Genomic DNA, 21,816 nt, shown 5'->3' with positions numbered 1-21,816 from the left:
ACTGTCGTCCTGAGAGGTCGAGATGAGTGCGCGCAACTGGTCGCCGGAGTCCTGGCGAGGCAAACCGATCCGGCAGGTGCCGGATTATCCCGATGCGGCGGCCCTGGCCGCGGTCGAGGCCAAGCTTGCCCAGTTTCCGCCGCTCGTGTTTGCCGGCGAGGCCCGCAACCTGACCACCGCGCTCGGCAACGTGGCCGAAGGCCGTGCTTTCCTGCTGCAGGGCGGCGACTGTGCGGAGAGCTTCGCCGAGTTCAACGCCAACAAGATCCGCGACACCTTCCGCGTCATCCTGCAGATGGCCGTAGTGCTGACGTTCGGCGCCGCGCTGCCGGTGGTCAAGGTCGGCCGCATGGCCGGCCAGTTCGCCAAGCCGCGCTCGTCGGATACCGAGAAGCGCGGCGATGTCGAGCTGCCGAGCTATCGCGGCGACATTGTCAACGGCATGGATTTCACGTCGGAAGCCCGCGTGCCGGATCCGAACCGGCAGCTCGAGGCCTACAGCCAGGCAGCCGCCTCGCTGAACCTGGTGCGTGCCTTCGCCCATGGCGGCTATGCCGACCTGCACCGCGTGCACGGCTGGAATCTCGGCTTCGTCGCCAAGAGCCCGGAGGCCGAGCGCTGGCAGGACCTGGCGGCGCGCATCACCGAATGCCTGTCGTTCATGGAAGCCTGCGGCATCACGCCGGAGAAGACCAACGAACTGCGCACCGTGGATTTCTACACCAGCCACGAGGCTTTGCTGCTCGGCTACGAGCAGGCGATGACCCGCGTGGATTCGACCTCGGGTGAATGGGTCGACACCTCGGCGCATATGCTGTGGATCGGCGACCGTACCCGCCAGCTCGACGGCGCTCATGTCGAGTTCCTGCGCGGCGTACTGAACCCGATCGGCCTGAAATGCGGCCCGACCACCGATCCGGATGAGCTGATCCGCCTGATCGACGTGCTCAACCCGCAGAACAGGCCGGGCCGGCTGACCCTGATCACCCGCATGGGCCACGAGAAGGTGCACAAGCACTTGCCGGCGCTGCTGCGCAAGGTGAAGCAGGAAGGCCGCGCCGTGGTGTGGTCCTGCGATCCGATGCATGGCAATACGCTGACCTCGACCTCGGGCTACAAGACGCGGCCGTTCGACCGCATCCTGTCGGAAGTGCGGCAGTTCTTCGAGGTGCATATCGCCGAAGGTACCAATGCCGGCGGCATCCATCTCGAGCTGACCGGCCAGGACGTCACCGAATGCATGGGTGGTGCCCAGGCGATCGGCGACGATGACCTGTCCAGCCGCTATCACACCCACTGCGATCCGCGACTGAACGCCTCGCAGGCACTGGAACTCGCGTTCCTGATCGCCGAGATGCTGAAGGTCGAGCGCAGCAACCGGGGCCTGCAGCTGCATGCCGCACAAGCCTGACAATACCGCCGGCGTAACTCCGGCCGACGTGACCCAGCTCGTGCCGCCGGCCCAGGCGGCCGAGCTGGAACGTCAGGTCGCCGCCAATACCGACGCCTATTTCAGGAAGACCAAGGCGATCGTCGAACGCATGGGCGACAAGCAGGTCACCTACGCGGTGTTCATGCGCCGCCCGGTGATCTTCTGCCCGCGTCTGGTGGTCGAGTGGCTGGAGAAAATGGCCGCCGCGCGCGGCGTGAAGTTCCAGATCGACCTCTGCCACGAGGAGGGCACCTGGGTCGGCGCCGGCGAGCCGCTGCTGTATCTGACCGGCCCGATGTCGCAGCTGGTCGATCTCGAGACGCTGTACCTGCAGAAGCTCGGGCCGGCCTGCGTCGCCGCTTATAACGCCTACTCGATGTGCTGCGACCTGCCGAACGCGCGCTTCCTCGCCATGGATGCGCGGCACTGCGCCGGCGCCGAGATGGCCGACATGATGGCCTATGCCGCCTCGGTCGGCGGCCGTGCCGCCCGGCGCGATGTCGGCGCCGCCGGCTTCATCGGCAATGCCACCGACGCCACCGCGCATTACTTCGGCAACGACAAGGGCTTCGGCACCATGCCGCATGCCCTGATCGGCTATGCCGGCTCGACGCTGAAGGCGGCCGAACTCTATGCCGAGACCTTTCCGGGCGAACAGATGACCGTGCTGGTCGACTATTACGGCCAGGAAGTCACCGACGCGCTTGCCGTCTGCAACCGTTTCCCCGATGCCGCCCAGGACGGCCGGCTGGCCGTGCGGCTCGACACCCACGGCGGCCGCTATGTCGAGGGGCTGGACCCGCAGGCTTCCTATGCCGTGCTGGAACGCCATGTGCCGAATGCGATCCGCCAGTACCGCACCGAGGCCGAGCTGCGCTGGCTGGTCGGCACCGGCGTTTCGGCGGCGGCGCTGTTCCACATGCGCACCACGCTCGACCGGGCCGGCTTTTTCAACGTCAAGATCGTCGCCTCCTCGGGCTTCAATGCCGCCAAGTGCAAGGTGATGGCCAGCGTGCAGGCGCCGATCGACATTGTCGGCACCGGCTCCTACCTGCCGGACCACTGGACCGAGACCTATGCCACGGCCGATATCGTCGCCTATGACGGCCAGCCCAGCGTCAAGGTCGGCCGCGAATTCCTGTTGCAGAAATAGGCTGCCTGGGCCAAAAGTCGTCCGCTGACAAATAATCTGTTGGGGGAGGAAAACCCATGCGCTGCCTGTTCGCGCGTTTTGCGCTCGCCGTTGCCGTTTTCGGTCTGGCTGCCGCCGGCCCTGCCGCCGCCCAGACCCGGGTGACGCTGAAATCCGCCACCGCCTCGTCGTCCTACTACGTGATGATGGTGCAGCTGGGCGAGGTGCTGCGCGCCGAGACCAAGGGCCAGATCCAGGCCACCGTCGAGGAAAGCCAGGGTTCGGTGCAGAACGTGAAGGAAGCCGGCAAGCGGCCGGGCAACTTCGTCTTCACCACGCCGCCGAGCCTGCTGGCCGCCGCCCGCGAGGGCCGGAAGCCCTTCGAGGGCGAGACGGGTTATGACGGGATCCGCACCCTGTTTGTGATGCCTTATGTGACCGTGCATTTCGTGGTGCGCGAGGACAGCGGCGTGAAGCAGCTGTCCGATCTGGCCGGCAAGGATTTCATCTCTGGCGGCCATGGCACCTTCTGCGACGGCCGCACGCGGACGATCTTCAAGCTGCTCGGCCTTGAGGACAAGGTGAACTTCGTCGATGTCGAGCTCGCCTCGGCCGACAACGCCCTGAAGAACCGCAAGGTGGTCGGCTACGCCACCTGCTCGTCGCATCCGACCCCGCAGCTGCAGGAACTGGCCACCACCACGGCGATCCGCATCCTGCCGCTGACGCCGGCGCAGACCGAGATCGTGGTGAAGAACGACCCGTCGTCGAGCCCGATCACCATCGCCAAAGGCACCTACAAGGGCGTCGATGTCGATGTGCCCACCGTCGGCGTGCCGGTCGGCGCCTATGCCACCACCCATATGGACGACGCCACCGCCTATGCCATCGTCAAGGCCTTCTGGGCCAAGAAGGACGAAATGGCGAAGACCAATCCCTGGTGGGCCGCCGTGACGCCCGACCTGATTTCCGCCCTGCATAACACCAGGCTGCATCCGGGCGCGCTGAAGTATTACAAGGAGGCCGGGGTGACGATTCCGGCCGACATGCAGTAACCCGCAGGAACAAGCAGTCCGTATCATGCAGTCACAGGATGCCGGCGCGCGGCCGGGTTGGGGTCTTCTTCTCTGCGCCGCGATCACCGTCGGCATCCATGTCTGGCTGATCTTCACCAGCCTGGTGCCGAATCTCGTCAGCCGGCCGCTGCATTTCGCCGCCGCGCTGCCGTGGATTTTCCTGTTCGCCCGGCCGCGCAGTCGCGTCGAGCGCTGGATCGGTTTTGCCGGCTGCGCCTTCGGCCTGGCCGGCGCGGCCTATCTGATCCTCGACCGCCGCGCCATCCTCGACCAGTACGGTTCGCTGGATGGTAGCCTGTGGCAGTTTGTGCTGGCTGGCGGCCTGATCCTGGTGACCCTGGAGATGGCCCGTCGCGCGGTGCAGCCGGTGCTGCCCGGTGTTGCCGTGCTCTGCCTGGCCTACGGCTTTTTCGGCCAGTATCTGCCCGGCGCACTCGGCCATCCGGCCCTGCCGGTCGACTATTTCCTCGGCAGCCTGACGCTCGCCGAGGGCGGCCTGTGGGGTCAGCTCACCGGCATCTCCATCGACCTGATCGTGCCCTTCATGATCCTCGGCGCCGTGGTCTCGGCGGGCGAGGCGGGTCGGGGCTTCATGGCGCTGGCGACCCAGCTCGCCGGTGGTTACCGCGCCGGTGCCGCCAAGGTCTCGGTGCTGGCCTCGGCGCTCTACGGCACGATTTCGGGTTCGGCCTCGGCCAATGTCGCCTCGGTCGGCGCGATTACCATTCCCGGCATGATCCGCATGGGTTATCCGCGACCGCTGGCCGCCGCCGTCGAGGCGGTGGCGTCGACCGGTGGCCAGATCATGCCGCCGGTGATGGGCTCGGCCGCCTTCATCATGGCCGAGCTGATCCGCCAGCCTTATGCCGATATCGCGGTGGCCTCGATCCTGCCCGCCGTGTTGTTCTTCTTCGCCGCCTGGGTCGGCGTGCATTACTTCGCGCTGCGCTTCGGCTTGAAGGCACTGCCGGCCGACGAGCTGCCCGGCTGGCGCATGGCCGCTGCCGCCGTGCCGTTTTTCGCGGCACCCTTGGCTGTACTGATCGTCATGCTGCTGGTGCTGGGCTATTCGCCGGCCTATGCGGCGATGCTGGCGACGGCCGTCACCGTGGCGATGCTGATCTGGGACGGCAAGGCGCGCCGCCTGTCGGGCCGGCTGTTCGTGGGTCGCGTCATGACCGCGCTGGTCGATGCCTCGCGGCAGATCGCGCTGATCGCCGCCATCATCATCTGCGCCGGGCTGATCGTCGGCGTCTTCCATGCCACCGGGCTCGGCGTGAAGATCACCGGCCTGATCCTCGACCTGTCCGGCGGCCATCTTTGGGCGGCGCTGGTGCTGACCGCGCTGGCCTGCACCATCCTCGGCATGGAACTGCCGACCACGGCGGCCTACCTGATCTGCGCCGCCGTCGCCGGCCCGGCGCTGGTCAAGCTTGGCCTGCCGGAACTGCATGCCCATATGTTCGTGTTCTGGTATGCGCTGCTGTGTACCATCACGCCGCCGGTCTGCGGTACGGTGTTCGTCGCCGCATCCATCGCCGGCACGCCGTGGCTGCCGGTCGCCGGCATGGCCATGCGCATCGGCCTCGGGCTGTTCATCATCCCGCTCGGCTTCGTCGCCAATCCGGCGCTGATGACGCTGGCCACCACGCCGGTGCTGGCCATCCTGGCGATGCTGAAGATCGGCGCCGGCCTGACCCTGCTGTCCTGGGCGCTGGTCGGGGTCAGCCCGCGCTGGCTGCTGCGGGCAGCCGGCTTAGCTGCCGGCCTCGCCCTGGTCTTTGCCTACGGAATCGGCTGACGGGGGATTGTCGTCATCCCCGCGAAAGCGGGGATCCCATTAAACGGTGATAATGGGGCTCCTGCTTGCGCGGGAGCGACGAAAAAAACTACACCGTCTCCGGTGCGATCCGCACCAGCTGCTTGCCGAAGTTCTTGCCCTTCAGCAGGCCGATAAAGGCGGCGGGGGCGTTCTTCAGGCCCTCGGCGATGTCTTCCTTGTATTTCAGCTTGCCGGACTTGATCCAGCCGGCCATCTCCATGATCGCGCCGGGCCAGTATTCCATATGCTCGGAAATGATGAAGCCCTGCACCTTGGCGCGGTTGACCAGCACATGGCGCATGCCGGTGAACGGGTAGGGCTGGCCATTGTACTGGGCGATCAGGCCGCAGACGGCGACGCGGCTGAAGCCGTTCAGCCGGCCGAACACCATTTCCATGATCTCGCCGCCGACATTCTCGAAATAGACGTCGACGCGATCAGGCGTCGCCGCCTTGAACTTCTCCTGCATGTCCGGCGCCTTGTAGTCGATGCAGGCGTCGAAGCCGAGTTCCTTGACCACGTAGTCGCATTTCTCGGCGCCGCCGGCGATGCCGACCACCCGGCAGCCCTGGATCTTGGCCACCTGGCCGACCACCGAGCCGACCGCGCCCGAGGCGGCCGAGACCACCACGGTTTCGCCGGCCTTGGGCTGGCCGATGGTCATCAGGCCGTAATGCGCCGTGCAGCCGGGCATGCCGAGCACGCCGACCGCGGTCGAGATCGGCGCGATCTTGGGGTCCAGCACCCGCAGTTCGCCGGCCCTGGCGAGGCCGTATTCCTGCCAGCCCAGCATGCCGTTGACATAGGCGCCGACCGGCAGCGACTTGACGTTGCTTTCGACGATCTGGCCGACCGTGCCGCCGCCCATCATGTCGCCCGGGTTGAGGTGGGCGGCATAGGAGCGCACGGCATCCATGCGGCCGCGCATGTAGGGGTCGAGCGACAGGTAGATGTTGCGGACCAGCACCTGGTCGGGGCCCGGTTTCGGGATGTCGCGCTCGACGATCTCGAAATCACCCTCGGTGACCCAGCCCTTGGGGTGCTGTTTCATCAGGACTTGAGTATTTTTCCCGGCCATCGGGGCCTCCCTTTGTTATTTGCAAGGCTATCTAGAACGATGGCCGGCACTGTAAACTGCCGCAGCTATTGAGATAAGCCTGCCGTAGGGTTAACTCTGACCATCATGACTGCCACCCCCGCCAATCCGCCGGACCGCCTCCGGATCGCCATGGCCCAGGTCAACCCGACCATGGGCGATATTGCCGGCAACCGTGCCCTGATCGCCGCGACCCGGGCCCGGGCCGCCGCGGCCGGTGCCGACCTCGTGGTCTTCCCGGAACTCGCCATCCTCGGCTATCCGCCGGAGGACCTGGTGCTGCGCCCCTCGGTGCAGGAAGCCTGCCGGGTGGCCATCGGCGAGCTCGCTGCGCTGACCACCGACGGCGGCCCCGGCATGGTGGTCGGCACGCCCTGGGTCGACGACGGCAAGCTGTACAATGCCGCCGCCCTGCTCGATGGCGGCGCCGTCGCCGCCCTGCGCTACAAGCACGAGCTGCCCAATTACGGCGTGTTCGACGAGAAGCGCGTCTTCGCCGCCGGTCCGCTGCCCGGCCCGACCGCCTTCCGCGGCGTACGGCTCGGCCTGATGGTCTGCGAGGACATGTGGTTCCCCGATGTGGCCGAATGCCTGGCCGAGACCGGCGCCGAGCTGCTGCTGGTGCCGAACGGCTCGCCCTTCGATGTCGCCAAATGGGACGTTCGGCTCAATCTTGGCGTCGCCCGCGTGGTCGAGACCGGCCTGCCGCTGATGTATGTGAATTATGTCGGCGGCCAGGACGAGCTGGTCTTCGACGGCGGCGGCTTCGTGCTCAATGCCGACCGCAGCATGGCGGTGCGCCAGCCGGAATTCATCGAGGACCTGCTGGTCACCGAGTGGCAGCGCGGCAACGACGGCTGGCACTGTGCGCCGGGCCCGCTGGCCGAACCGCTCGATCGCCTGCCCAAGATCTACGAAGCGATGATGCTGGGCCTGCGCGACTATGTGAACCGCAACCGCTTTCCCGGCGTGGTGCTCGGCCTGTCGGGCGGCATTGATTCCGCGCTGTCGGCCGCCGTCGCCGTCGATGCGCTGGGGCCTGACCGCGTGCGCTGCGTGATGCTGCCATCGAAATACACTTCGCAGCTCAGCCTCGACGATGCCGCCGCCTGCGCCGATGCGCTCGGCGTCTCCTACGAGACCATCCCGATCGAACCGGCGGTGCAGGCCTTCGGCGGCATGCTGGCGCCGGCCTTCAACGGCCGCGACCCCGACATCACCGAAGAGAACCTGCAGAGCCGGGTGCGCGGCGTCACCCTGATGGCGCTCAGCAACAAGTTCGGCCATATGGTGCTGACCACCGGCAACAAGTCGGAAATGTCGGTCGGCTATGCCACGCTCTATGGCGACATGTGCGGCGGCTACAGCGTGCTGAAAGATGTCTACAAGATGACGGTCTTCGACCTGTCGCGCTGGCGCAACACGGCTAGGCCTGCCGGCGCGCTCGGTCCCGACGGCATCGTCATCCCCGACAGCATCATCCAGCGACCGCCGACCGCCGAGCTGCGCGAGAACCAGACCGACCAGGACAGCCTGCCGCCCTACGAGCAGCTCGATGCCATCCTCGAGATGCTGATCGAGAAGGAGATGCCGGTGCGCGACATCGTCGCCGCCGGCCAGCCCGACGACGTCGTCCGCCGGGTCCAGCACCTGCTGTATATCGCCGAATACAAGCGCCGCCAGGCGCCGCCGGGCGTCAAGATCACCGCGCGCAACTTCGGCCGCGACCGCCGCTATCCGATCACCAACGCCTTCCGGGACCAGAAAAAATGAGTCCCGTCGCCGTGCGGTTCGCGCCGAGCCCGACCGGCCGGCTGCATGTCGGCAATGCGCGCGCCGCCCTGCTGAACTGGCTTTACGCACGCAAGCATGGCGGCACCTTCCTGCTGCGGCTCGATGATACCGATACCGGCCGCTCGACGGCGGAATTCGCCGCCGGCATCGAGGCCGACCTGCGCTGGCTCGGCCTCGACTGGGATCGCTTCGCCCGCCAGTCCGAACGGCTCGACCTCTACAGCGATGCCGCCGAGGCCCTGAAGAAAAGCGGGCGGCTGTATCCCTGCTACGAGACGGCCGAAGAACTCGAACTCCGCCGCAAGGTGCAGCTCAGCCAGAAAAAGCCGCCGGTCTACGACCGCGCCGCGCTGAAGCTGACCGATGCCGACCGCGCGACACTGGAGGCTGAGGGCCGCCGGCCGCACTGGCGCTTCAAACTCGAGCCCGGCCATGTCGGCTGGGATGATCTGGTGCACGGTCCTGTCGAGATCGACATGGGCAGTCTGAGCGATCCGGTGCTGGTGCGCTCCGACGGCTACCCGCTCTATACGTTAAGTTCCGTGGTCGATGACGGCGATCTTGGCATCACCCATATCATCCGCGGCGAGGACCACATCACCAACACCGCCGCGCAGATCCAGATCTTCGCTGCGCTGGGGTATGCGGCGCCGGTGTTCGGGCATTTCTCCTGGCTGCTTGATGCCGAGGGCGCCGGGCTGTCGAAGCGCATTGGCTCGCTCAGCCTCGCCGATCTGCGTGAAGAGGGCTACGAGCCGATGGCGCTGAATGCCCTGCTGGCCCGGCTCGGTTCGGCCGATCCGGTTGAACCGCGGCAGGCGGTGGCCGAGCTGGTCGACGGCTTCGATCTCGGCCGCTTCAGCCGCGCGCCGGCCCGGCTCGATCCGCATGACCTCGACCTGCTGAACGCGAAGATCCTGCACGAGACGCCATTCGATGCCGTGGCTGCGCGCCTGCCGGCCGGCGCGACGGACGCCTTCTGGCTCGCCATCCGCGGCAACATCGTCAAGCTTGGCGATGCCGCCGACTGGTGGGCCGTGGTGGCCGGTGAGATGGCCGGTCCGCGCGAGGACGAGGGCCTGCTGGCCGCCGCCGCCGCCTGCCTGCCGGCGGAGCCGTGGGATGGCACCACCTGGAAGGCCTGGACCGGGGAAATTTCTGCCAGGACAGGCACGAAAGGCCGTGGCCTGTTCCATCCGCTGCGTTTGGCCTTGACCGGGCGCGACAAGGGGCCCGAAATGGCGGCCCTGCTGCCGCTGATCGGCCGCAGCCGCGTGCTGTCTCGCCTGCAGCCAAAGACCTGAGTGGAGACCATGGCCAAGGATCGCGTTTATCTCTTCGACACGACGCTGCGCGATGGCGCGCAGACTCAAGGAGTGGACTTCTCCGTCGAGGACAAGCGCATTATTGCCAAGGCGCTGGACAAGCTGGGCGTCGCCTATATCGAGGGCGGCTGGCCCGGTGCCAATCCCATCGACACCGAGTTCTTTGCCGAGAAGCCGGCATTGAAGCGCGCAAAATTCGTCGCCTTCGGCATGACCAAACGTCCCGGCCGTTCGGCCGCCAACGATCCCGGTCTGGCGCAGATCCTCGGTGCCAGCGCCGATGCCGCGTGCCTCGTGGGCAAGAGCTGGGATTTCCAGGTCGAGGTGGCGCTTGGGATCACGAATGCCGAGAATGTCGAGTTGATATACGACAGCATCGCCGCGACCCATGCGAAGTTCGGCGAGGCGATGTACGACGCCGAGCATTTCTTCGACGGCTACAAGGCCAACCCCGATTACGCCACGCAATGCGTGAAGGCCGCGCTCGATGCCGGCGCGCGCTGGGCGGTGCTGTGCGACACCAATGGCGGTGCGCTGCCGCATGAGGTCGAGCGTATCGTCGGCGAACTGGCGGCGAAGCTCGGCGATGCCTCGCGCCTCGGCATCCACACTCATAACGACACCGAGAATGCCGTCGCCAACACGCTGGCCGCGGTGAAGGCCGGTGTGCGCCAGGTGCAGGGCACGCTGAACGGGCTGGGCGAGCGCTGCGGCAATGCCAACCTGATCTCGCTGATCCCGTCGCTGATGCTGAAGCCATGGTTCCGCGACCATGTCGATGTCGGGCTGAGCGAGCAGGAGCTGACCCAGCTGACCGCCACCTCGCGGGTGCTGGACGAGCTGCTTAACCGCGCGCCGAACCGCCATGCCGCCTATGTCGGCGCCTCGGCCTTCGCCCACAAGGGCGGGCTGCATGTCTCGGCGGTGATGAAGGATCCGCGCACCTACGAGCATGTGCCGCCGGAAAGCGTCGGCAACACGCGGCAGATCCTGATTTCCGACCAGGCCGGACGCTCCAATCTTCTCGTCCGCCTGACCGAGGCCGGCATCCCGTTCAATCCCGAGGACAGCCGGCTCAACCTGCTGCTCGACGAGGTCAAGCAGCGCGAGGCGGAAGGCTATTCCTACGACGGCGCCGAGGCGAGCTTCGAGGTGCTGGCGCGCCGCAAGCTCGGCCTGATGCCGGATTTCTTCCAGGTGCGCAGCTTCCGCGTCATGGTCGAACGCCGCTACAACGCACGCGGCGAGCTGGTCACCATGTCGGAAGCCACGGTGAAGCTGAATGTCGATGGCGAGCTGGTCTTTTCGGTGGCCGAGGGCAACGGTCCGGTCAACGCGCTCGATCATGCGCTACGCAAGGACCTCGGCCGCTACCAGGGCTATATCGACGACCTGCGGCTGGTGGATTTCAAGGTGCGTATCCTCAATGGCGGCACCGAGGCCACCACCCGCGTGATGATCGAGAGCGCCGACGGCCAGGGCAACCGCTGGTTCACCGTCGGGGTTTCGCCCAACATCATCGACGCGGCGTTTTCGGCGCTGATGGATTCGGTCGAATGGAAGCTGCTGCGCGACGGGGCCGCGCCGTCGAAGCGGCCGGCGAAATAAGCCATGGCCGGCACTTTCCGTCCCAAGCTCGGCAAGCTGGCCCCGCCGGGCCCGCTCCGGCGCGGCCCTGTGGTGGTGCTGGTCGAACCGCAGCTCGGCGAGAATATCGGCGCCGCGGCGCGCGCCATGCTGAACTGCGGGATTACCGAACTGCGGCTGGTCAACCCGCGTGACGGCTGGCCCAACCCGGCGGCCTATGTGCTGGCCAGCAAGGCCGATCCGGTGCTCGATGCGGTCAGCGTGTTCGGCAGTACGGCCGAGGCCGTCGCCGACCTGCACCGGATCTATGCCACCACGGCGCGTCACCGCGACATGGTGAAAGAGGTCGTCACCCCGCGTGAGGCGGCGGCCCGCATGCGGGCGGAAGAGGCGGACGGCTTCCGCGTCGGGATTCTGTTCGGTCGTGAGCGCACCGGGCTGGACAACGAGGATGTCGCGCTGGCCCATACGGCGATTTCCGTGCCGCTCAATCCGGGTTTCTCGTCGCTCAACCTCGCCCAGGCCGTGCTGCTGCTCGGCTATGAATGGTTCACGGCCACCGACGACACGGCGCCGAGCCGCATGGACACGGTGCGCGGCGGCTTTGCCACCCAGGAGGAGCTGCAGGGTCTCTACGACCACCTGGCGGCGGAACTCGAGGCTTCGGGCTTTTTCCACAATGTCGAGCCGAAGCGCACCGCCATCCTGCGCAACCTGCGCAGCGTGCTGCAGCGGGTGCCGCTGGCGGCCCAGGAAGTGAACACCTTCCGCGGCATGCTGAAAGCCATTGCGCAGGGCCGGCCGTTGCGCGCACCATATTCGAAAAAGCGACAGCAGCCCCAGCCAACGGAGACGACAGATGTGCCAGTCAGATCAGAGTCCGGCAAATCACGGTCAGGCCGTGCCGACCCAGCAGGCGGATGACGAGCGGGTGCGCATCACCCGCTGGGATTTCGCGCCGGACGCCGCCACCGGCTTCCATGTCCACGAATACCCCTATGCGGTGACCTACCTGACCGATGCGACCATGAAGCTGATCGACAAGGACGGCCAGGAAAGCATCATCGAGATGAAGGCCGGCGGCAGCTATTCGCGGCCCAAGGGCGTGGCGCATGACGTGATCAACGCCGGCACGGCCGCCATGGCCTTCGTCGAGGTTGAGATCAAGCTGTAAGCTCTGTCATGCCCGGGCCTGACCCGGGCATCCCATTTAAATGGGGCCCGCGGATCAAGCCCGCGGGTGACACGGAACGGACTAACTCTTCCTCGCCAGCCCGATGCTGCGGCCGGCCTGTGCCGGCTGCGGCAGCCGGCCGTGGCCCGCCATCATGCGGGTGAACAGCGCCTGGTGTCCGGCCCCGAAGGGGCAGGAGCGGCGGGTGGCGAGATCGACATGCACCAGCACCTGCTCGGACGTCGCGGCAAGATAGCCTTTCGCCGCGTGATGCATTGCCATGAAATAATGGATGCGCTTGGCATCATGGCCGAGCAGCCGGAAGGTGAAGCGCAAGGCATCGCCCTCGACCACCTCCTGCAGATAGCAGACATGAGTCTCCAGCACGAAGGTCGACAGGTTGGTGCGCTGCACGTAAGACCAGTCGAGATCGAAGGGCTTGAAGAAGGCGTCGAGCGCCTGGTCGAAGATCACGTTGTAATAGCCGACATTCATATGCCCGTTGGCATCGATGAAGGCGGGCAGCACCGTCATGCCGGTCAGTTCCAGCGGGCGGCTGTAGTCGGCTTGAGACGCCTGATCTTGAGCAGGGTGCAAGGGGCTTTGAGAAGAATTCATCATTCCGGCCTTTGTCGTTGGCGGTTCTCCCGCTAGCCTTCCTTCCATGAGCTGGGACCCGACGCAATACCTGAAATTCGCCGGCGAACGCCTGCGGCCTGCCATCGACCTGCTGGGCCGGGTGCCGCTGGCCGATCCGGCCACCGTGGTCGACCTTGGCTGCGGCGCCGGCAACCTCTCGCCCCTGATCCTGCAGCGCTGGCCGGGCGCGACGCTCACCGGTGTCGATTCATCGCCCGCCATGCTGGCGAAGGCCCGTGCCGGGTATCCGCAGGCCGAATTCATCGAGGCCGATATCGCGACCTGGCGCCCGCCAGAAGAGATGGGTGGGCCCGTGGACCTGCTCTACACCAATGCCGCCCTGCACTGGCTGGATCATCACGAGACGCTGATCCCCGGCCTGCTGGATAGCGTGACGCCCGGCGGCTGGCTCGCCATCCAGATGCCGTGCAATTTCGCCGCCCCGTCGCATACCTGCATCGTCGACGCCATCGAGCAGGGGCCGTGGCGGGCGAAGCTGGAGCCCTACCTGCGCCGCCGGCCGGTCGCCGAACCCGGCGTCTACTGGCGCCTGCTGCAGGACCGCACGGCGGCGCTGGACATCTGGGAGACCGAATACCTGCAGGTATTGTCCGGCGACAACCCGGTGGCGGAATATACCAAGGGCACCTGGCTGAAGCAGTTCCTCGACCGCCTGGACGGCGCGGAGCGCGACGCCTTCGAGGCCGATTACCGGGCCCGCGTCGGCGCGGCTTACCCCAAGGAAGCCGACGGACGAACCTTGTTCCCGTTCCGCCGGCTGTTCATCCTGGCGCAGCGCAAGGCCTGATCACCCGCCCTTCGGCCTGAGCCCCAGCAGCCGGAAGGTCAGCGGCGCCAGCAGCACGACGATGGCGATGCGCAGCACATGCATGGTCGAGATGATGGCGACATCGACGCCGAGCGCCAGCGCGATCAGGCTCATCTCGGCCAGGCCACCCGGTGACAGGGTCAGCGCCAGCGTCTCGAACCGTGTGCCGATCAGGCCGGCAAAGGCAAACGTGCAGGCCACCGTGCAGCCGACCATGATCAGCGCCGAGACGACGCTGAGCCCGGCGATGCGGCGGATCTCGATGAGCGGCGTGCCGGCGAAGCGGGTGCCCAATGCCGCGCCCATCACCACCTGGGCGATGGCGACGATCTCCGGCGGCGGCTTGGCTTCGGAGAAGCCGGCCAGATGCACGGCGGCCGAGACCACCATCGGGCCGATCAGCCGTGAGGCCGGCATGCGCAGGAAATGCGCGCCGATCCAGCCGACCACGCCGCAGCCGGCCAGCAGGGCGAGTTCATGCAGCGGCATCTGGGTGACATGCAGGCCGGGTGCCATCGAGGGGACGTGATAGCCGGCGATGTAGCGGAAATAGACCGGGATGGTCATCACCGCGACGAAAATGCGGATCGCGTGGGTCAGCACGATATGGCGCGCATCGCCGCCATAATGCTCGCCGATCACCGTCATTTCCTGCAGGCCGCCCGGTGTCGCCGAGAAGAAGCTGGTGACCGGATCGAACTTGCCGACCTTGCGGAACAGCAGGTAGCCGAGCAGGGTGACGAAGGGGATATAGGCGAGCAGCAGGGCGACCAGGCCGGCCCATTCGACCAGGCGGTCGAGCATCGCCGGGCGGAAGGCACTGCCGAGCAGCACGCCGATCACCGTGACCATCAGCTCGCGCAGGCGACCCTCGATCTTCACCGGCAGGCTGTGGCGCAGGATGCGGCCGGTCTGGCCGCCGCTGTCGCTCATCAGGGCGAAGGCGGCGACGAAGACCATGCTGCCGAGCATCCAGGCCAGCGGCATATGCAGCAGGAAGAAGATGAAGCCGCCCAGCGTGCCGATCAGCAGCGCCGGCAGGTTGCCGGCAGCCTGGCGCAGCAGCGGACCGGCCATCGCCGCGCGCGCCTTTCGCTGCTCAGGCGGCGATGTAACGGCCGAGCCGGACCGCGGTCTGGCCGGGCTTGAGCCGCTTGGTCGGCATGATCAGCACGCAGTTGTCATAGGGCGTCAGCACCGGCTTGCCGCCGTCCCGCGCGATCTCGGTGCCGGCGGCCGGGATGCATTCGAGGCCGGTATAGGTCTGGGCGAAGACGAAGTCGTCGCTCTCGATGGTCACCGCATCGGTCACCGTGACGAATTTCTGTGCCGGCGGCGCGCCCGCGATTCCATGGGTGGCCAGCAGCGCGTCATCGGCCAGATGGGTGGCTTTCAGAAAGCGGAACATGGTCTCGATGGCGACCTTGCGGCTCGCCTGTTCCCAGTGCTGGCCGCATTCGACCAGCAGGGCGTTCTTCTGGCTCGACGGATCGCCGAAGCCGGCATAGTCGCGCATCCGCACGCCGGCCTTGTGGCCCTCGTCGGCGACCACGGTGGCCGGCACGCCGACCTTCGCCGCCAGTTCGCGGCCCTTCGCCAGCGGGCCCGACAGCATCAGCGGCGGCGAGAACTGCTGCATCGAATGCAGGTCGAGCAGCAGGTCGATCTCGCCGATCAGCGGCTCGATCTCGCGGGCGCGTTCCAGCTCGATGCTGTGGCGCTCGCCGTCCAGCGCGTTGGAGCCCCAGACGCGGTTCATGTCCTCGTCGACGAAGCGGGACGCGGTCGGCTCGTTCGGGTCGAAGCGCGAATAGGCGGCGACATTGCCGAAGATCAGGGTCAGCTTGCCGCGGGCAGGGCGGAATTTCTCGCGCAGCAGCAGGTCGAGTGCATGGGCGCCGCAGACCTCGTTGCCGTGGACCAGCGCGGTGATGCCGACGGTCGGGCCCGGCTTGCCGGAGTCGAACTGGAAGGCGTAGGGGACGCCGGTATTGCCTTCGCGGTACTGGTGGATCGGGATCGGCAGCAGGGGATTCTCGGGCAGGGCGCTCATCGTCGGATGCTGACTCTCTGTCTGGTGCTGTGGGCGGGGCTTGCAGGTTACCGGATACAGGCTGTCGTCCTGTGTCGCACCGACATCCTGTGTCGCCGTTTTTTGTCACAGGCGCCGGTGACTCGCGCGAATCAGGGAAAAGCGCGGAAATCGCCGACCGCACGGTTATATCCGGTCCGGCGCCCCGCGGGCCAGCCACAGGACGGCCATAATCGCGCCCATGATCGACCCCATGATCGACCCCATGATCGACAGTGGGATGCCGCAGGATTCGCCGGCCGCGCCCGTGACCGAGATATAGCCAGCCGGAGAATCCGCCATGCTGCCCAGCAGTCCAGTGTCCGGGGCCCCGCTGCCGAAGGATGCGGTGATCGCCGCCAACCGCTTCGGCTTCGGCGCGCGGCCGCAGGATGTCACGGCCATCGGTCCCGATCCGCAGGGCTGGCTGCGCCGCCAGCTGCCACCGCCGGGTCAGGCCGCACCGCTGCCGGCCGCCCTGCAGGGCCTGCCGCGCGCCGAGGATTACGCCGCGCGGTTTTTCGCCGCCCGCCAGGCCATGAAGCAGGGCGATGCCGGCGCGGCACAGGCGGCCCGCGAGATGCTGCAGCCTGCGATCCGCGAAGAGGCCGCCGCGCTGTTCCGCGCCCAGGCCGAGAGCGACACGCCCTTCGTCGAGCGCTGGGTGCAGTTCTGGGCCAACCATTTCACCGTGGCCGGGCGCCAGCAGATCGTCGCCGCCATGGCCGGCGCCTATGAGCGCGAGGCGATCCGTCCCCACGCCTTCGGCCGCTTCGGCGACATGCTGCTGGCGGCGACCCGGCATCCGGCCATGCTGCTGTATCTCGACAATGCCGCCTCGATCGGGCCGAATTCGCGCGCCGGCCAGCGCCGCCATGTCGGACTGAACGAGAATCACGGCCGCGAACTGCTTGAACTGCACACCGTCACCCCGGCCGCCGGCTATACCCAGGCCGATGTAATCGCGCTGGCGAAGCTGCTGACCGGCTGGTCGCTCGGCCGCACCGCTGCCGACGACTGCACCATCGGCGCCTTCTGCTTCCGGCCGGCCATCCACGAGCCGGGCCCGCAGGTGCTGCTCGGCCATGTCTTCGAGCCGCAGAATGGTGCAGGTCAGGGCGAGGCGGCGCTCGCCATGCTGGCGGTCCATCCGGCCACCGCGCAGCACATTGCCGAAAAGCTGGCCCGCCAGTTCATTGCCGACGATCCGCCGCCGGCCGCGGTGGCTGCGCTGGCCGATACCTTTCGTGACAGCGGCGGCGACCTGCGTGCCATGGCGCTCGCCGTGATCGCCCGGCCCGAGGCCTGGCAGCCGCAGAACCGCAAGCTGCGCACGCCGCGCGACTTTCTCGTTGCCGCCGCGCGGCTGACCGGGCTGGAGATGCAGCCGCAGCGTCTGCTGGCCCTGCTGCGCCAGTTCGGCCAGCCCGCCTTCATGCCGCCGTCGCCGGCCGGCTGGCCCGACCGCGCCAATGACTGGATGGCGCCCGATGCTTTGCGCCAGCGCATCGAGCTCGCCTATATCGCCGGCCAGAAGCTGCGGCCGCCGGAAGAGCCCGCTGAGCTGCTCGACGTCGCGCTCGGCGTCAGTGCCGGCAGCGACACGCGGCAGGCGGTAGCCCGTGCCGAAAGCCGCCAGGCCGCCGTTGCCACCGTGCTGGCGGCGCCGGAATTCCAATGGCGCTGATCGGGGCGCCGATATGAGACGCGGAGACATGCCATGACCGATCCGCACAATCTGCTCTCGCGCCGCCGCGCCCTGCATCTGCTGGGCGGTGCCGCCGCCGCCGGCAGCCTGGCGCCGCGCCTGAGCTTCGCCCGCACGAGTCCGGCCACTGCGCAGGGCGAGAAGCGCTTCGTGTTCCTGATCCTGCGCGGCGGTATGGACGGGCTGGCCGCGCTGCTGCCGGTCGGCGATCCGGCCTTTGCGGCCCTGCGGGAAGATTTCGCCGATGCCGGCGATGCCGTGCAACTGGACGGCACTTTCGCGCTGCATCGCGAGCTGGCGCCGCTGAAGGCGTATTACGACGCCGGCGAGTTGCTGCCGGTGCATGCGGTGGCGACCAGCCATCGCGGGCGCTCGCATTTCGAGGCGCAGGACGTGCTGGAGGCCGGCCTCGATCGGCCCACCGCGCATAGTGCCGGCTGGGTCAGCCGGCTGGCCGGTGCCGTCGAGCGCCGCAACGGTGCCAGCCGGCTCGGCCTCTCGGTCGGGCCGACGATCCCCTTTGCGCTGCGCGGGTCTGTGCCGGTGGCCTCGGTCGCCCCCGACCTGCTGCCCGGCGCGCCGGCGGTGTTCCTCGACCGCATGGCCGGCCTGTGGAACGACGACGCGCAGCTCGGGCCGGCACTGCATACCGCGCTCGGCGCGGGCGATGACGGCGACGAGATGATGCACGGCCTCGGCGGCGGCATCAAAGCCGCCACCGCGCTGGCCGGTCTGGCGGCCGACCGGCTGGTGCAGCCGATGGGCCCGCGCATCGCCGTGCTCGACCTCAACGGCTTCGACACCCACAGCGCCGAGACCAACCGCCTCGACCAGCAGTTCCGGGCACTGGCCGCCGTGCTGACCACGCTGGCCGAGGGGTTGCGACCGGTCTGGCACGATACGGCCATTCTCGCTGTCAGCGAGTTCGGCCGCACCGCGCGGCCGAACGGCTCGGGCGGCACGGATCATGGCACGGCGGGCGCCGCCTTCCTGCTCGGCGGCGCGGTCCAGGGCGGCCGCGTGCTGGCCGACTGGCCCGGCCTCGGCCAGTCACAGCTGTTCGAGGGCCGCGATGTCGCGCCGACCCTGCATGTGGCGGCCTTGTACAAGGGCATCGCCGCGCAGCATTTCGGCCTCGACGGCCGCGCCGGGCTGGCGACGCTGTTCCCCGACCAGGGCGCGCTGCCGCCGGCTGCCGTCATTCGCGCTTAGGAGACGAGTTCCCGCCGCATCGCCACCCGGTCGGCCATCGGGAAGCCGGCGGCCTGCTGGCGGGCCAGTTCCATGCGCAGGTCGGGGCCGTATTCGCCCGGCAGCATCTCGCGGAAGCCGAGCCGGGCGTAGTAGGGCGCGTTCCACGGCACGCTGCGAAACGTGGTCAGCGACAGCGCCGGCAGGCCGCGCGTCCGCGCGATGTCACCGGCGGCATCGAGCAGCCGGGCACCGAGGCGCCGGCCGGCATGGTCGGGGTGGACGTCGAGTTCCTGCACATGCAGGTCGCCGTCGAGGTCGCGGCACAGGATGAAACCTGCCGGGTGGTCCGCCGCGTCGATGATGACCAGCAGCCGGCCCGCCACGGCGGCGGCGCGCAGGGCCGGTACGGTCGTGTCCTCCTGTTCCGCGATATCGCCATAGCCGACCGCGACGAAAGCCTGGCCGGCGGCACTCTCGATGGCGCGCAGGATATCGGCCTCGGCAGGGCGGGCGGCGCGGATGCGATAGGTCGGTTGTTCGATCATGGCAGGCCTGACAAACGAAAACGGCCGGGAGTATGTCCCGGCCGCTGTGGCTTGTCCCGTCACGCCTGCGTTACGCGAAGGCGTCTTCCCATGACCCCTGCGTCGAGGCCTTGGAATATTCGGTGGCGCGGTTCTCGAAGAAGTTGGTGTGTTCGACGCCGTTCAGGATGGCATCGAGCCACGGCAGCGGGTTCTTCTCGATGCGGTACATCGGCTGCAGGCCGAGCTGCAGCAGGCGGCGGTCGGCGGTCCAGCGGATGTAGTCCTTCACTTCCTGACCGGTCAGTCCCTGCACGCCCTCGATCTCGAAGGCGAGGTCGATGAAGGCATCCTCGTGGTCGACGATGGTCGAGCAGGCGACATAAAGGTCGCGCTGGAACTCGTCGTTCCAGACTTCCGGATTCTCCTCGACGAAGGTGCGGAACAGCTTGATGATCGAATTGGTGTGCAGGCTCTCGTCGCGCACGCTCCACGAGATGATCTGGCCCATGCCCTTCATCTTGTTGAAGCGCGGGAAGTTCAGCAGGATGGCGAAGGAGGCGAAGAGCTGCAGGCCTTCGGTGAACGCGCCGAACACGGCCAGCGTCTTGGCGATGTCCGCCTTGGTCTCGACGCCGAACTGCTGCATGTAGTCGTATTTGTCCTTCATCTCCTTGTAGCGGAGGAAGGCGGAATACTCTTCTTCGGGCATGCCGATGGTGTCGAGCAGGTGCGAATAGGCGGCGATATGCACCGTCTCCATGTTGGAGAAGGCGGCCAGCATCATCTGCACTTCGGTCGGCTTGAACACCCGCGCATAGTGCTTCATGTAGCAGTTGTTCACTTCGACGTCGGCCTGGACGAAGAAGCGGAAGATCTGCGTCAGCAGGTTCTTCTCGCCGGGCGTCAGCTTCTTCTGCCAGTCCTTGACGTCGTCGGCCAAGGGCACTTCCTCGGGCAGCCAGTGGACGCGCTGCTGGGTCATCCAGGCTTCGTAGGCCCACGGATACTTGAAGGGCTTGTAGACCGGCTTGGAATCCAGAAGCGACATGACAGTTCCCCGCAGCAGAGCGATTCAATCAGGGGAGACTATCGCAACATCTGGTGGATGCAGCAAGCGTAAACCCCAGATTTGGGGTCGGAAGCCTGTGGATTATTCCGCCTGGCCGCCAGTCGCCTGGCCGGCATTCAGCCCGGCGGCCAGGCCCTGCAGTTCGCCGCGCAGCCGCACGATATCGGCCAGCGGCAGCGGCAGCCGGCAGGCCAGCTCCGCCTGCATGCGGGCGGCGGCCGGACGCATCGCCTGGCCGGCTTCGGTCAGGCTGACTGCGAGCTGGCGCTCGTCGGCCGGGTCGCGGCGGCGGCTGACCAGTCCGGCCTGCTCCATGCGCTTGAGCATGGGGGTCAGCGTGCCGGAATCGAGCTGCAGCCGGTCGCCCAGCGTCTTCACGTTGACCGGCGCCTGCTCCCACAGCACCAGCATGGCGAGATACTGCGGATAGGTGAGGCCGAGCGGCTCCAGCAGCTCGCGGTAGATGCGCGTCATCGCGTTCGACGCCGCATAGAGCGCGAAGCAGAGCTGGTCATCAAGGCCGCGAGGTGTGGTCTGGTCGGTCATGGTGATTCCGAGGGTAGGCGGCGCCGGAGGGACTGTCCATCCGGCGCCGCGAGCCTTGCCTCAGAGCGGATCAGACCACCGTCTCGAGGGCGACGTCGATATTGCCGCGGGTCGCCTTGGAATACGGGCAGACCTGGTGGGCGGCGGCGACCAGCGCCTCGGCGGCGGCCTTGTCCATGCCCGGCAGCTTGACCGAGATCCTGGCGTTGAGGCCGAAGCTGGTCTCGTCCTTGCCGATGCCGATGGTCACCGTGACGGTGTTGCCCTCGGGCAGGGTGACCTTCTGGTTGCGGGCGACGAGGCCGAGCGCGCCCTGGAAGCAGGCCGAATAGCCGCTGGCGAAGAAGGTCTCCGGATTGGCCGCATTGCCCGGGCCGCCCAGTTCCTTCGGCATCGCCAGCACGAGGTCGATGATGCCGTCGGCCGAGCTGACGCGGCCCGAACGGCCGCCGGTGGCGGTGGCGGTGGTGCTGTAGAGCGGGGTGATCGACATGGGAAACTCCGTTGGTTGGTTGGTTAGGGTGGTGAATTCGCTTACAGGCAAATAGATATCGCACGATCTAATTTGACACAAGCTAAATATTTGTGACGGGGGTCACCAGCAGCCGGGAAGTGCTGTGTAGTTCGCCACGGGGTTCGGATTTCCGCCACGAACATGGTCGTCTTTTGCCACAAAGTCTGACATCTCGGCAAAAAATCCTGATTTCAAATCAATGGCTTACGAACAGGGCAAATCGGCCCGCACGTAAAATGCCGGAAATCGGCCGTTTTCCTTGGCGCCCAATTTGTCTCCCT

21 protein-coding genes are annotated in these 21,816 nt (G+C 67.2%); 12 read left to right on the top strand and 9 right to left on the bottom strand.

The features are described 5' to 3' along the window. The first annotated feature begins 22 nt into the window (after positions 1-22). From ACFOOQ_RS19795 to ACFOOQ_RS19780, 4 genes are read left to right on the top strand one after another with little or no spacing between them, the layout of a single operon-like run. Positions 23-1,411 (top strand): class II 3-deoxy-7-phosphoheptulonate synthase, encoded by a 1,389-nt coding sequence (locus ACFOOQ_RS19795; RefSeq protein WP_379729406.1) that lies wholly within the window; start codon positions 23-25, stop codon positions 1,409-1,411. Then, positions 1,395-2,585 (top strand): nicotinate phosphoribosyltransferase, encoded by a 1,191-nt coding sequence (locus ACFOOQ_RS19790; RefSeq protein ID WP_379729405.1) that lies wholly within the window; start codon positions 1,395-1,397, stop codon positions 2,583-2,585. The genes ACFOOQ_RS19795 and ACFOOQ_RS19790 overlap by 17 nt, the downstream gene beginning before the upstream one ends. Before the next feature lie 56 nt (positions 2,586-2,641). After that, positions 2,642-3,619, top strand: a complete 978-nt coding sequence (locus ACFOOQ_RS19785) for a TAXI family TRAP transporter solute-binding subunit (RefSeq protein ID WP_379729403.1) — start codon at positions 2,642-2,644, stop codon at positions 3,617-3,619. A 25-nt stretch (positions 3,620-3,644) separates the two neighbouring features. Further along, entirely contained in the window at positions 3,645-5,441 is a 1,797-nt protein-coding gene (locus ACFOOQ_RS19780) for a TRAP transporter permease (RefSeq protein WP_379729402.1), read from the top strand. A gap of 88 nt (positions 5,442-5,529) precedes the next feature. Here the strand turns inward: ACFOOQ_RS19780 and ACFOOQ_RS19775 are convergent, their stop codons facing one another. Beyond that, the gene (locus tag ACFOOQ_RS19775; RefSeq protein WP_379729401.1) at positions 5,530-6,540 is read right to left on the bottom strand and encodes an NADP-dependent oxidoreductase; all 1,011 of its coding nucleotides are present in this window, start codon (positions 6,538-6,540) and stop codon (positions 5,530-5,532) included. Positions 6,541-6,645: 105 nt separating this feature from the next. Between ACFOOQ_RS19775 and ACFOOQ_RS19770 the strand changes: the two genes are divergently transcribed. Genes ACFOOQ_RS19770 through ACFOOQ_RS19750 form a run of 5 tightly spaced genes read left to right on the top strand, consistent with a single transcriptional unit; the run spans position 6,646 to position 12,438 of the window. Continuing rightward, positions 6,646-8,331, top strand: a complete 1,686-nt coding sequence (locus ACFOOQ_RS19770; protein WP_379729400.1) for an NAD+ synthase — start codon at positions 6,646-6,648, stop codon at positions 8,329-8,331. After that, complete coding sequence (gene gltX, locus ACFOOQ_RS19765; protein ID WP_379729399.1) at positions 8,328-9,656, top strand: glutamate--tRNA ligase; 1,329 nt, start codon at positions 8,328-8,330, stop codon at positions 9,654-9,656. The genes ACFOOQ_RS19770 and gltX overlap by 4 nt, the downstream gene beginning before the upstream one ends. A 9-nt stretch (positions 9,657-9,665) precedes the next feature. Continuing rightward, positions 9,666-11,285 (top strand): citramalate synthase, encoded by a 1,620-nt coding sequence (gene cimA / locus ACFOOQ_RS19760; RefSeq protein ID WP_379729398.1) that lies wholly within the window; start codon positions 9,666-9,668, stop codon positions 11,283-11,285. Between the two features lie 3 nt (positions 11,286-11,288). Continuing rightward, positions 11,289-12,188, top strand: coding sequence for an RNA methyltransferase (locus ACFOOQ_RS19755; RefSeq protein WP_379729397.1), 900 nt, complete (start codon positions 11,289-11,291; stop codon positions 12,186-12,188). Further along, positions 12,166-12,438 (top strand): cupin domain-containing protein, encoded by a 273-nt coding sequence (locus ACFOOQ_RS19750; protein ID WP_379729396.1) that lies wholly within the window; start codon positions 12,166-12,168, stop codon positions 12,436-12,438. The genes ACFOOQ_RS19755 and ACFOOQ_RS19750 overlap by 23 nt, the downstream gene beginning before the upstream one ends. 81 nt (positions 12,439-12,519) lie before the next feature. On the opposite strand, the gene ACFOOQ_RS19745 is transcribed toward ACFOOQ_RS19750, so the two are convergent. Then, on the bottom strand, positions 12,520-12,972 hold the full coding sequence (locus tag ACFOOQ_RS19745; protein ID WP_379729395.1) for a thioesterase family protein: 453 nt from the start codon (positions 12,970-12,972) through the stop codon (positions 12,520-12,522). A 130-nt stretch (positions 12,973-13,102) separates the two neighbouring features. On the opposite strand from ACFOOQ_RS19745, the gene ACFOOQ_RS19740 reads away from it, so the two are divergent. Continuing rightward, complete coding sequence (locus ACFOOQ_RS19740; RefSeq protein ID WP_379729394.1) at positions 13,103-13,885, top strand: methyltransferase domain-containing protein; 783 nt, start codon at positions 13,103-13,105, stop codon at positions 13,883-13,885. Here the strand turns inward: ACFOOQ_RS19740 and ACFOOQ_RS19735 are convergent, their stop codons facing one another. The 3 genes from ACFOOQ_RS19735 to ACFOOQ_RS19725 form a co-directional block, all read right to left on the bottom strand. After that, positions 13,886-14,983, bottom strand: a complete 1,098-nt coding sequence (locus ACFOOQ_RS19735) for an AbrB family transcriptional regulator (RefSeq protein ID WP_379729393.1) — start codon at positions 14,981-14,983, stop codon at positions 13,886-13,888. It lies immediately after the preceding gene. 22 nt (positions 14,984-15,005) lie between these two features. Continuing rightward, a complete protein-coding gene (locus ACFOOQ_RS19730; protein WP_379729392.1) occupies positions 15,006-15,959 on the bottom strand; it encodes a succinylglutamate desuccinylase/aspartoacylase domain-containing protein in 954 nt (317 codons plus the stop codon). A gap of 165 nt (positions 15,960-16,124) precedes the next feature. Continuing rightward, positions 16,125-16,280 (bottom strand): hypothetical protein, encoded by a 156-nt coding sequence (locus tag ACFOOQ_RS19725; protein WP_379729391.1) that lies wholly within the window; start codon positions 16,278-16,280, stop codon positions 16,125-16,127. Here ACFOOQ_RS19725 and ACFOOQ_RS19720 point away from each other — a divergent pair. Continuing rightward, complete coding sequence (locus ACFOOQ_RS19720; RefSeq protein ID WP_379729390.1) at positions 16,279-17,664, top strand: DUF1800 domain-containing protein; 1,386 nt, start codon at positions 16,279-16,281, stop codon at positions 17,662-17,664. The two genes, ACFOOQ_RS19725 and ACFOOQ_RS19720, sit on opposite strands and share 2 nt — an antisense overlap. Before the next feature lie 33 nt (positions 17,665-17,697). After that, positions 17,698-18,897: a DUF1501 domain-containing protein gene (locus ACFOOQ_RS19715; protein ID WP_379729389.1), complete on the top strand. Its 1,200-nt coding sequence runs from the start codon at positions 17,698-17,700 to the stop codon at positions 18,895-18,897. Here the strand turns inward: ACFOOQ_RS19715 and ACFOOQ_RS19710 are convergent. The 4 genes from ACFOOQ_RS19710 to ACFOOQ_RS19695 all read right to left on the bottom strand — a co-directional run bounded on the left by ACFOOQ_RS19710 (position 18,894) and on the right by ACFOOQ_RS19695 (position 21,514). Beyond that, positions 18,894-19,424 carry a GNAT family N-acetyltransferase gene (locus tag ACFOOQ_RS19710; RefSeq protein WP_379729388.1) on the bottom strand — a complete coding sequence of 177 codons (531 nt, stop codon included), beginning with the start codon at positions 19,422-19,424 and terminating at the stop codon, positions 18,894-18,896. The genes ACFOOQ_RS19715 and ACFOOQ_RS19710 overlap by 4 nt on opposite strands. 70 nt (positions 19,425-19,494) lie before the next feature. Next, positions 19,495-20,454 (bottom strand): ribonucleotide-diphosphate reductase subunit beta, encoded by a 960-nt coding sequence (locus ACFOOQ_RS19705; protein ID WP_379729387.1) that lies wholly within the window; start codon positions 20,452-20,454, stop codon positions 19,495-19,497. A gap of 102 nt (positions 20,455-20,556) precedes the next feature. Beyond that, positions 20,557-21,021, bottom strand: a complete 465-nt coding sequence (locus ACFOOQ_RS19700) for a MarR family winged helix-turn-helix transcriptional regulator (protein ID WP_379729384.1) — start codon at positions 21,019-21,021, stop codon at positions 20,557-20,559. A 70-nt stretch (positions 21,022-21,091) separates the two neighbouring features. After that, positions 21,092-21,514 (bottom strand): organic hydroperoxide resistance protein, encoded by a 423-nt coding sequence (locus ACFOOQ_RS19695; protein ID WP_379729383.1) that lies wholly within the window; start codon positions 21,512-21,514, stop codon positions 21,092-21,094. Positions 21,515-21,816: the final 302 nt, after the last annotated feature.

It is taken from the genome of Ferrovibrio xuzhouensis (assembly GCF_042648965.1).
GTDB classification, from domain to species: Bacteria; Pseudomonadota; Alphaproteobacteria; order Ferrovibrionales; family Ferrovibrionaceae; genus Ferrovibrio; species Ferrovibrio xuzhouensis.
Note: the sequence above shows the minus strand (reverse complement) of the source record. Positions and strands in the feature narration are given on the sequence as shown.